The following is an 11831-nucleotide window of genomic DNA, read 5'->3' on the forward strand; positions in this document are numbered from 1 at the left end:
TCTATCTAAATAACTCTCTACTAGAATAAGAATTGAAATTAATATTCTATTAGGAGGATTGGTCATGCCAGGTTTAAAGAAAAAATGGCTATCAGCAGCCTTAGTTGGAACACTTGCTCTATCATCTATCAGTTTTGCTACAGTAAACGCACAAGCAAAAGGAAAAGATAAGAAAACAGAGGAAGCCAAAAATGTCATCATGCTAGTGATGGACGGAAGTAGTGATAACGTTAGTACGATCGCTCGTTGGTATAAGGGTGAAAGTTTAGCTTTAGATAATATTTTAACTGGAGCTGTTCGCACGTATTCAGCTGAATCTGCAGTTACAGACTCTGCCCCTGCTGCAACTGCACTTGCTACAGGAAACAAATCGAATAGTGGGTATGTTGGGGTGTTACCTTCCCTTGTTACAACACCTGGTGTGAAGCCAGTGGCAAAGGAAGATGCATATAAACCAGTTGCCAATGTTTTAGAGGGAGCAAAACGTACTGGACGAGCTACTGGTATTGTTTCTACCTCTGAAATTCAACATGCTACACCAGCTGGATTCTCCTCACATGCTACAAGTCGTTCGAATTACGACGATATTGCCGAGCAGCAGGTCTATCAAAATATGGATGTAGTTCTTGGTGGTGGGTCAGATTCTTTAAACAAGACACGTAAAGACGGGGACAACCTTTTAGAAGTGATCGAAGATAAAAATTATGATTTCGTTACAACTCGTGACGAATTATTAAAATCGAAGTCTAAGAAAATTTGGGGTAGCTTTGCACCAAGTTCAATGGCTTATGATTTAGATCGTGAGAAAACAAAGCCTGAAGAGCCTACAATTGCAGAAATGACGAAAAAAGCAATCGATACATTAAGCAAAGACAAAGACGGCTTCTTCTTAATGGTGGAAGGAAGTAAAATTGACTGGGCAGCCCACTCAAACGACCCAATCGGTATGGTAACGGACTTCCTGGCATTTGACGATGCAGTAGCAGAAGCTCTTAAATTCGCTGAAAAAGACGAGGAAACTCTAGTAATCGCTGTAACAGATCACGGCAATAGTGGTATTACAATCGGAAATACAAATACAAATTCAACTTACGATAAAACACCAGTATCTGCATATATCGATCCATTAAAAGAAGCAACAATGACTGTTGAAGGTGCTTTAAGCTTATTAAACAAAGAAAAGTCTAACCTAACAGAGGTTGCAGAAAGCTATGGACTAAAAAATCTGTCAGCTAACGAACTAAAAGCATTACAGTCTAGTAAAAATTTAGGAGCAACACTTGTTCAGCTTTTATCAGCACGTGCTAATATCGGCTTTACAACTGGTGGACACACTGGTGATGATGTTTTCCTATATTCTTATGGACCAGCTCATCCAACTGGTTTAATCGATAATACAGATATCGCTCATACGATGGCGGGTGCAATGGGCTTCCAGTTAGAAGATCTATCGAAGGATCTCTTTGTAGATGCACAAGCAGAGCTTGAAAAACAAGGTTATACAGTGAAAATCGATACTACAAACGAGAACAACCCTGAGCTTGTTGCAACGAAAAAGAATCGTACAATCATTATCCCTGAAAACCGCAATACCGCTACAATCCAAGTTGGTAATTCAAAAGTGAAATTCACTCGCGATTTCAATACGGTATCCTTCTATAACGGAGACAAATTCTTCATCTCGGAAGAAATGCTGAAATTTGCTAAGTAAGCATAAGAAAACTAGCTATGTCGCTTTTCGAGGCGCTAGCTAGTTTTTATTTTTAGTTTAAGTTGTACCTTCACTGACTGGCGGTGTATGGATTTCCCTTCTTTTCCGAATCCAGTCCTCCAAGCCTCCCGTACCAATTAAAACACCTATTATAATCAGCATACAGCCCAAGATTTGAGAAAGATGCATATGCTCATTTAAAATAACTACCGAGCCTGTTAACGCAAAAATTGTGCTTAAATTGGTGAAGATAGCCGATTCAGCCGTACCGAGTCTTTTAATCATCGAGTTAAATAAGCTATGTCCGATAGCCGTTGCAAACATTGCTGAGAACAAGAACACACTCCATAGCTTTATGTCTAAGTTGCTAAAAGCTAAAAATGATGATGGATTCATCACAAGGTTATACAGAATCATAACAGTCGACCCGAGTGTCAGCATATATGCTGTTAGTACAAGTGGCGGAATGCTAACTGTGATACGTCGGATGATAAAAAAGCTAAACGCCTGAACGACAATTGAGGCTAGAACATAGACGTCTCCTAAAACAAAGGCCGTTACAGCACCAATATCATCTACTACTGCTATAACGATGCCCAAAAAGCCGATGATAAACCCTGTAAATCTAAGCTTTGTTAGCGAGGTTGCTCTAGTAGCAACGGCAATAATTGCAGTAATTAAAGGAGCTAGCCCAAGAATTAATGAGGTTTTCACCGCAGTTGTTTGGGCTATGCCCGTTGCGAGCAATGAGTGATGAGCAACAACCCCCAACAAAGTTGCAAGGAAAACAAATTTCCATGGCATTTCTTTATAGATAATCTTCTTTTTCATTACAAGCAATATTAAAAATAAAGTGATACCCGCAAGGAAAATCCGAGTCCCCTGCATTACAAGAGGTGGCATATCAAACACAAGAAGCTTCAAAAGGGATACATTAATTCCCCACAAAAACATTGTCAAAATCATAATCCCATACACTTTCAGCAAGATAATCCCCCCTTTAATCCTAGCCAGAAGCATTTTGTTAGATGACTAGAAGTTTACCTTAAGCTGATGGCTTCGTTTGTAGAATTTTAATACCCATTGCGATAAAAACAAATCCTGTTACTTTGTTTAAAATCATGGATGCTTTTGTGCTGCTTCGTAATTTGTTGGTAGCCATTGATGAGAAATAAGCCGTGATGGTGCACCAAATTCCTCCAACCAATGTATAAGTAACGCCTAAAATAATAAACGGTGTGGGGCTCGAAATCCCCGAATTCGTATTAATAAACTGTGGAAGAAAGGCTAAGAAAAACAAAGCCACCTTTGGATTCATAACATTTGTTAACATCCCTTGGAGGAATATTTTTTTATTACTATGAATTGGCATTTCCTGCGCATTTTCTTTCTCATTCTTTGAAACTATTAGCTTTATGCCTAAATATGCAAGATAGATCGCACCAGCAATTTTGACTACATTAAACAAAAGGGCAGATTGCATTAAAATGACGGATAGTCCAAATGCCGCCAGTAGCGTATGTACCACTACCCCAGCAGAAATGCCTAACGCGGAATATATCCCTGCCATCCTACCTTGTGAAATACTTCGACTGATTATATACATCGTATCCGTACCGGGAGTTAAAATCAGCAGTATTGCTGCAACTAAAAACACTTCATAATTTACAATCCCAAACATTTACAATCCCCTCCTACCTTCCATATTAATATTCGATTATTCAGAAAGCAATACAGAAATTAAAGACAGAATATTGATAGGGGACTGGGGGGAATTTAGATGCCGTTGAGGTGGATGAATGTGTTTATGTAGTGTAGCTGCTTGGGGCTTAGTTTTGCTTCGGGGTGTAGTTCATCTCGCTTATGAAGGGCATCTTGAGCTTAGTTTGCTCCGGGAATGCCGTTCATTCCGCTTATGAAGGGCAACCCAAGTCTAATTTCTCTCCACCATGCACTTCATCCCACTTATGAACTACATCCCAAGCCTAATTTTGCTCCACCATGCACTTCATTCTACTTATGAAGTGCATCTCAAGCATAATTTCTCTCTACCATGCAGTTCATCCCGCTTATGAACTGCATCTCAAGCCTACTATTCCTGCACCATGCATTTCCTCCCCTCACGATGTACCTCTCTTGCCAATACCACTCCCAAAATGCTTCATCATCCTTCTGCCGAACTTTCCCATCTACTTACACTCTTCCCAAACATAAAAACCACCCGATTCCATTACAGAATCAGGTGGTCATAAAATTACAGATTAACGTAAGTTATAGAAAGTTTTCAACCCAAGATACTGGCTAGTTTGAGCTAGTTGATCTTCGATGCGAAGAAGCTGGTTGTATTTTGCAACGCGGTCTGTGCGTGATGGGGCACCTGTTTTGATTTGACCAGCGTTTGTTGCTACTGCGATGTCAGCGATTGTTGCGTCTTCTGATTCACCAGAGCGGTGAGAGATGACAGCAGTGTAGCCCGCGCGTTTTGCCATTTCGATGGCATCGAATGTTTCTGTTAAAGTACCGATTTGGTTAACTTTGATAAGGATTGAGTTTCCTACACCTTGCTCGATACCTTGAGAAAGCTTGTTTGTATTTGTTACGAATAGGTCGTCACCTACTAATTGAACTCGGTTACCGATGCGTTCAGTTAGTAATTTGTGGCCATCCCAGTCGTTTTCGTCTAATCCATCTTCAATTGAGATGATTGGGTATTTTGAAGTTAACTCTTCATACCAAGCAACCATTTCTTCAGAAGTTTTTACAACACCTTCACCATCTAAGTGGTATTTGCGATCTTCTTTGTTGAATAGCTCAGAAGATGCAACGTCCATTGCAAGCTGCACTTCTTCACCTGGTTTGTAGCCAGCTTTTTCGATTGCTTCTAAAATTACAGTGATTGCTTCCTCGTTTGAGCCTAAGTTAGGAGCGAAACCACCTTCGTCACCTACTGCAGTGTTGTAGCCTTTTTCCTTTAATACTGCTTTTAAGCTATGGAAGATTTCAGCACCGATGCGTAGAGCGTGGCGGAAAGACTCAGCTCCAACAGGCATTACCATGAATTCTTGAATGTCCACGTTGTTATCAGCGTGAGCACCACCGTTTAAGATGTTCATCATTGGCACAGGTAATTGTTTTGCGTTAACTCCACCAAGGTATTGGTATAAAGGAATATCCAGGTAGTCTGCTGCTGCATGAGCAACAGCTAAAGAAACACCAAGAATTGCGTTAGCTCCTAATTTCCCTTTGTTTTCCGTACCGTCTAATTCGATTAAGGCTCTATCGATTACAACTTGGTCTAAAACTGAGTAGTTGCCCTCTAATTCTTCAGCAATAATTGTGTTTACGTTTTCTACTGCTGTTAAAACACCTTTACCAAGATAGCGAGATTTGTCGCCATCACGTAATTCTACTGCTTCATATTCACCAGTTGATGCACCAGATGGTACGATTGCACGGCCAAATGCACCTGACTCAGTAAATACTTCTACCTCAACTGTTGGATTTCCACGTGAATCTAATACTTCGCGAGCGTAAACTTGTGTAATGAATGGCATAATAAATCTCCTTTATATTTGAAATTTGTTAGTAACTCTTTTAAACACCATGTTAATTTTACTTAACGCAATGGCTTAAAATCAGGTTCCCTTACTTGTCAAAGAGTGGTTTACCTGTCATTTCCTGTGGTTGTTTTACATTTAGTAATTTTAACATAGTTGGAGCTAGATCTGCTAAAATCCCACCATCTCTTATCGTAATACCAGTCTTAGTCACGATAACAGGCACTGGATTCGTTGTATGGGCAGTCATCGGCTCTCCCTCTACAGTCACGACCTCATCTGAATTTCCGTGGTCAGCTGTAATAATCGCTGCTCCACCCTTAGCAAGAAGTGCATCAACGACTCTTCCTAAGCATTCATCTACCGCTTCAATCGCTTTAATGGTTGGTTCGAGCATACCACTATGACCAACCATATCTGGATTAGCAAAGTTTAAAATAATGGCATCGAATTTATCGGCCTCGATTTCAGCAACTAATGCATCTGTTAGCTCATAAGCACTCATCTCAGGTTTTAAATCATATGTAGCAACCTTAGGTGACGCAATCAAAATCCGTTCTTCACCTGGGAACGTTTCTTCTCGTCCACCACTCATAAAGAAGGTTACATGGGGATATTTTTCAGTTTCGGCAATGCGAAGCTGCGTTAGACCCTCTCTTGAAATCATTTCACCGACAGTATTAACTAAATCAACATTTTCAAACGCCACTTCTGCATTTACATCTGCACTATAATGTGTGAACGATACAAATTTTAAATTTGTAGGATGCTTTTCAGAAAGCTTAAAGCCGATAAATCGATCATTTGTAAAGACTGTTGAAAGCTGGATGGCACGGTCTGGTCGGAAATTAAAGAAAACTACCGCATCATTTGTATCAACTGTTGCAACGGGCTTCCCTTCCTCAGTAATGACAAAAGGAATGACAAATTCATCCTTTACATCTCTTTCATAAGAAGACTCAACCCCGATTTTGGCAGATGCTGCTGTGTGCCCGATACCGTCAACTAGGGCGTTATACGTTAACTGAACACGTTCCCAGCGCTTGTCGCGGTCCATTGCATAATAGCGACCATGGATGGAGGCAAACTTCCCGACACCAATTTCCTTCATTTGTTTTTGAGTTTCCTCAACATATTTAAGAGCTGTTGTCGGACCTACATCTCTTCCATCTAAAAAGCCATGTACATACACTTCTTCTAATCCATTGGCCTCTGCTAATTTCAGTAAGGCAAATAGGTGCTCATAATGACTATGAACGCCACCGTCTGATAATAAGCCCATTAAATGAAGCTTCGAGTTATTGGCTTTGGCATGCTCTATAGCAGCTAAAAACTTTTCATTTTTATAAAATTCGCCATCACGAATCGATTTATGGATACGTGTTAAGCTTTGATACACAATTCGTCCAGCACCAATGTTTAAGTGTCCAACCTCAGAGTTCCCCATTTGACCATCTGGAAGACCTACAGCTTCTCCACTAGCAGTTAATGTAGAATGGGGAAACTGTGCCCAGTAACGATCGAAATTTGGCTTTTTACTTTGTGCTACCGCGTTTCCGAATGTTTCATCACGAAAGGCGAAGCCATCTAAAATTATTAATGCAACCGGTTGTTTAGGCATCCGTTCCTCGCCTCCAATAGTTATAATCCAGTTTGACTCGTGAAGCTCAAATCTTCACAAGCCCACTTATTACTGAGCCTTATCTAATAATGCTAAATAAGAATCGATATTCAAGCTTGCTCCACCTACTAGGGCACCATCAATATGGTCTTTTGAAAGTAATTCTTCAATGTTTTCTGGCTTCACACTGCCGCCATATTGAATACGAATACTTTCAGCTGTTTCGCTTCCGTAAAGTCCTTCAACAACCTCACGAATTTTACCGCACACGGCATTCGCATCATCTGCAGTTGCAGTTTTTCCAGTGCCGATTGCCCAAATTGGCTCATAGGCAATGACCATATGATTCACTTCTTCTGGTGTAAAACCTTCAAGTGCAGCCGTTACTTGAGACGCAACCCTCTCCTCTGTTTTACCAGCTTCGCGTTCTTCGAGTGTTTCGCCACAGCAGATAATCGGAACAATTCCGTTGATCAGTGCCGCTCTCACTTTTTTATTTACTGCTTCGTCTGTTTCATTGAAATATTCACGACGCTCAGAATGGCCTAAAATAACATAGTCCACATTGATAGAAGCAAGCTGTGAAGGGCTGATTTCTCCAGTAAAGGCACCTTCATTTTCATAGTGCATATTTTGGGCTCCAATGGCTAAATCCGTCTCCAACGCAATATCTACTAAAGTTGGTAGGTATAAAGCAGGGGCACAGATTACTGCATCCACTTTTTCTTCTGATGGGACTTTTTCGCGTACGATTTCTGCAAATTCTATTGCCTCGTCAAATGTTTTAAACATTTTCCAGTTTCCAGCGATGATAGGTTTACGCATGTAAAAACGCCTCCTTATTTATCGTTAAGTGCTACAATTCCTGGAAGTTCTTTACCCTCCATTAGTTCAAGTGAAGCTCCTCCACCTGTTGAGATGTGATCCATACGGCTTGCAACCTCGAATTTCTCTACAGCTGCTGCTGAATCTCCGCCACCAATGATTGTATAGCCATCCGTTTCTGCCATAGCTTGTGCTACTGTTTTCGTACCATTAGCGAATTTGTCCATTTCAAATACACCCATTGGACCATTCCAGATGATTAGCTTCGAGTCTTTAATGATTGAAGCATAATGCTCGGCTGTTTTTGGACCAATATCTAGACCCATCCAGTCTTCAGGGATTTCTTCGATAGCAACAACCTTTGTTTCAGCATCCTTTGAAAATTCGTTTGCAACTACAGCATCAATTGGCATATGCAGCTGTACGCCTTTTTCCTTTGCTTTTTCGATAAAACTTTGTGCAAGCTCAATCTTATCTTCTTCAAGCAATGACTTACCAATTGCATGTCCTTGAGCTTTGATGAATGTAAATGAAAGGCCGCCACCGATGATTAAGTGATCTACTTTGTCTAAAAGGTTATCGATTACACCGATTTTGTCCTTAACCTTTGCACCACCAATAATTGCCGTAAATGGTCTTTCAGGATTAGATAATGCTTTTCCTAATACATCTAATTCCTTTTCTATTAATAAGCCCGAAACTGCTGGGATATGTTTTGCGATTCCTTCAGTTGAAGCATGTGCGCGATGTGCTGCCCCAAATGCATCATTCACATAAAGATCTGCTAATTTCGCGAAAGATTTCGATAACTCTTCGTCGTTTTTCTCTTCACCTTTATGGAATCGAACATTTTCTAATAAGACAATGTCGCCTTCCTGCATAGCTGCAACCGCATTTTCTACATTTGTACCAATGGATTCGTCTAATTTGTTCACTTCTTTACCAATTAGCTTTGATAGATGTTGACCCACTTGAGTTAAGCGCATCTCTTCATTTACTTCGCCTTTTGGACGACCTAAATGTGAGGCTAAGATTACCTTAGCTCCTGACTCTACCAGTTGTTTAATCGTTGGTACCGCTGCACGAATTCGTGTGTCATCTGTGATTTCACCGTTTTCCATCGGTACATTGAAATCCACTCGTACAAATACTCGCTTTCCTTTTACTTCAACATCATTCATCGTCTTCTTTAAAAACATTGAAGAAAACCCTCCTTCAAATAGTGACTATTTCACTTTTTTGTTAACTATATACTATTTTTAGCTTGCAGTAAGAAAAAGCGTCTCCTCTTCTTACTACTATCTTATATATACCATATCGTAAAAAAAGCGATGGGTAGTTTTATCCATCGCTTCCTTTACCCTCCATTATTATAAAGGTTACCCATTATAAAGGCTATACTTTTTACTTACATAAAGCTAAATATGTCATAACAAATAACCACATTGTGTTACTTAATGAGAAACAGTATGACACATTCATTTACAGTCTAATTATTGCTTATTTGTAATGTAAGAAGCTAAGTCCATTAAACGGTTTGAATAGCCAACTTCGTTATCATACCAAGCAAGTACCTTCACCATATTATTATCTAATACCATTGTCGATAAACCATCTACAGTTGATGAATGAGGGTTTCCGTTATAGTCGATAGAAACTAAAGGTAATTCATTGTAGTCAAGAATGCCTTTAAGCTCTCCTGCTGCTGCTTCTTTTAATACACTATTGATATCTTCTACAGTAACAGAAGAAGCGTTTAGCTCTACAACAAGGTCAACACATGATACGTTCGGTGTTGGAACACGCATAGAGAAGCCATCTAATTTCCCTTTTAACTGAGGAAGTACTTTTGAAACCGCAACTGCAGCACCTGTAGTTGTAGGAATCATCGATACAGCACCAGCACGGGCACGTCTTGGATCGCTATGTGGGAAGTCTAGAATACGTTGGTCATTTGTATATGAATGAATTGTTGTCATCAACCCACGTTTAATACCGAATTTCTCATCTAAAACCTTAGCAACTGGTGATAAACAGTTTGTTGTACAAGACGCATTTGAAATCACATTTTCTGATGCCTGGTATTGTGTATGGTTAACACCCATTACATAAGTCGGCATTTCACCTTGTGCAGGAGCTGAAAGAATCGCTTTTTTCGCACCAGCCTCAACATGCTTTGATACCTCTTCCATTGAACGGAAACGACCTGTCGATTCAATCGCTACATCAATATCAAGCTCGCCCCATGGTAATTTTGCTGGGTCTTTTTCAGAGAATACTTGAACTCTAACACCATCAACGATAAATGCATCGTCCTCTGATTGTACATCTGCATCATAAACTCCATGAACAGAATCATATTTTAAAAGATGCGCAAGCTGATGAGCATCTGATAAGTCATTAACTGCTACCACTTCAAACTCACTATTTTTAATTGCCTCACGAAAAACTAATCGTCCAATACGTCCAAATCCGTTAATTGCAATTTTAATTGCCATGTCAATTTCCTCCAAATAAATAAATTTTTCTATTTAAAATTTCATTCAAGCCGCTTACAGTTTTGCCTACAAGAAAATTAATTATCCATAAAATAAATTCACTTTTTCTAAGCATTAATCTATTTTTCTAAAATGGCATTAGCTGCCCCTTCATCAGTAATAAGGACTGTTTGCTTTGTACCATCAATCTTGAAATAGGCTTGAATTGCTTTTGCCTTAAGTGATCCACCAGCAACAGCTACTATGTGCGGGCTTTGCTTGACCTGCTCGAGCTGAATCCCAATGGTATTGATTCGGTATATTATTTCGCCTGTTTCGTCAAAATAATAACCAAATGCTTCTCCTACTGCATTTTTTTCATTTAACATATTGATGATGGCTTCATTGGAGTTTCTCCTATGTGCCATTTCGTTAGCTGACCCTATGCCATGAATGACAATATCAATATCGTCATAGAAGTCGAGTACTTCCTTTACCATCGGCTCTTTAACCATTGTAGCGAAGGCATTTTCACTTAGGTTTTCTGGCAAGTATAAGGTACGAAACTCAGCACCACATTTTGACGCAAATTGTGATACAAGCGTGTTTGCTTGTAGGTTCATTTCATTCCCCAGACTTCCACGTGCTGCAATAAATGTGAGTGCACTAAGCGATTTTGTAGGAGACAAAAAGCTTGTTAATGCAGCGACAGTGCTGCCACCTGTAATTGCGACTGTGTTGTCTTTTTTAGCAACAGCGGTTAAGTATTCGCTGGCTTCTTTACCTAATAGCTGTGTAGTACTACTTTCAATATTTACATCACCAGGAACTATTATTACCTTCTTAATATCTAAAATTTGGGCTAGCTTCTTTTCCTTTAAACTAAGTCCTGAAGCTTCCTGGAAGGTTTCTTTTAGTTCTTCAAGTATTTCATACCCTTTATTGGTACAAATCATACCTTTTTGTGACGTTTCAATTAGTTGTTGATCATTTAAAATCGTTATTTCATTGCGAACTGTACGTTCTGAAATATTCAATGTATCTAAAATCATCCTTCGACCAATCGGACCAGCTACAGCAATTGTTTGTAGAATTCGATAACGTTGCTGGATGATTGACGATAGCTCAGGCACAAGCAAGTGAACAGCTTCCTTTTGACTTTCATTATTCAAGAAACACACCTACAACTTTCAGCGGGTTCAATTTTGTCCCATTATATATTTATTGTCCCACTTAACTTAAAAAAATATTCTACTCTTAGAGTATACAATTTTACGCGATATTCTACAAATATTTTGATTATTTTTTTAAAGCATCCCAATTCTAAGGTTGGAATGCTTCATAAAGAGTGACGTAGTCAAGGTTCCCATACTGAATTATTGCCCCATTTTTTTCAACAACAGGAATCATTAACATGTATTTCTCATGTAAAGCTTCATTTTCTTCTATATTTATGACGTCAATTTCAAAGGGAAAATCGCTTTGAAGAAGCTTTAAAGTCAGTAATCCCTCTTCACATAATGAACAGCCTGGTCTTGAATAATAATTTACCCTCATAATAAATAATTCCTCCGACTAAATTCTTCCTCCTTAGAATCGCAAAATTCTACCGAATAATCAACTTACAACTACACAAACTA

General features: G+C 39.3%; 10 protein-coding genes. 1 reads left to right on the forward strand and 9 read right to left on the reverse strand.

Features of this window, described 5'->3' with window-relative positions:
- The first annotated feature begins 64 nt into the window (after positions 1–64).
- Positions 65–1711, forward strand: a complete 1647-nt coding sequence (locus BJ095_RS10660; protein ID WP_107933630.1) for an alkaline phosphatase — start codon at positions 65–67, stop codon at positions 1709–1711.
- A gap of 57 nt (positions 1712–1768) precedes the next feature.
- Here BJ095_RS10660 and BJ095_RS10665 read toward each other — a convergent pair whose 3' ends face one another.
- The 9 genes from BJ095_RS10665 to BJ095_RS10705 form a co-directional block, all read right to left on the reverse strand.
- Positions 1769–2689 carry a DMT family transporter gene (locus tag BJ095_RS10665; RefSeq protein ID WP_235867644.1) on the reverse strand — a complete coding sequence of 307 codons (921 nt, stop codon included), beginning with the start codon at positions 2687–2689 and terminating at the stop codon, positions 1769–1771.
- Positions 2690–2756: 67 nt separating this feature from the next.
- Positions 2757–3392, reverse strand: a complete 636-nt coding sequence (locus BJ095_RS10670) for a LysE family translocator (RefSeq protein WP_107933634.1) — start codon at positions 3390–3392, stop codon at positions 2757–2759.
- Between the two features lie 580 nt (positions 3393–3972).
- Positions 3973–5265: a phosphopyruvate hydratase gene (eno, locus tag BJ095_RS10675; protein WP_107933636.1), complete on the reverse strand. Its 1293-nt coding sequence runs from the start codon at positions 5263–5265 to the stop codon at positions 3973–3975.
- Between the two features lie 91 nt (positions 5266–5356).
- Complete coding sequence (gpmI, locus tag BJ095_RS10680) at positions 5357–6889, reverse strand: 2,3-bisphosphoglycerate-independent phosphoglycerate mutase (RefSeq protein WP_107933638.1); 1533 nt, start codon at positions 6887–6889, stop codon at positions 5357–5359.
- A 69-nt stretch (positions 6890–6958) separates the two neighbouring features.
- Positions 6959–7714, reverse strand: a complete 756-nt coding sequence (gene tpiA / locus BJ095_RS10685; RefSeq protein ID WP_107933640.1) for a triose-phosphate isomerase — start codon at positions 7712–7714, stop codon at positions 6959–6961.
- Between the two features lie 14 nt (positions 7715–7728).
- On the reverse strand, positions 7729–8913 hold the full coding sequence (locus BJ095_RS10690) for a phosphoglycerate kinase (RefSeq protein WP_107933642.1): 1185 nt from the start codon (positions 8911–8913) through the stop codon (positions 7729–7731).
- Between the two features lie 294 nt (positions 8914–9207).
- Positions 9208–10212: a type I glyceraldehyde-3-phosphate dehydrogenase gene (gap, locus tag BJ095_RS10695; RefSeq protein ID WP_107933644.1), complete on the reverse strand. Its 1005-nt coding sequence runs from the start codon at positions 10210–10212 to the stop codon at positions 9208–9210.
- Positions 10213–10331: 119 nt separating this feature from the next.
- Positions 10332–11363, reverse strand: a complete 1032-nt coding sequence (locus tag BJ095_RS10700; RefSeq protein ID WP_235867640.1) for a sugar-binding transcriptional regulator — start codon at positions 11361–11363, stop codon at positions 10332–10334.
- Between the two features lie 151 nt (positions 11364–11514).
- Positions 11515–11748, reverse strand: coding sequence for a glutaredoxin family protein (locus BJ095_RS10705; RefSeq protein WP_107933645.1), 234 nt, complete (start codon positions 11746–11748; stop codon positions 11515–11517).
- Positions 11749–11831 lie beyond the last annotated feature (83 nt).

Source organism: Ureibacillus chungkukjangi (assembly GCF_003217295.1).
Classification (GTDB): Bacteria; Bacillota; Bacilli; order Bacillales_A; family Planococcaceae; genus Ureibacillus; species Ureibacillus chungkukjangi.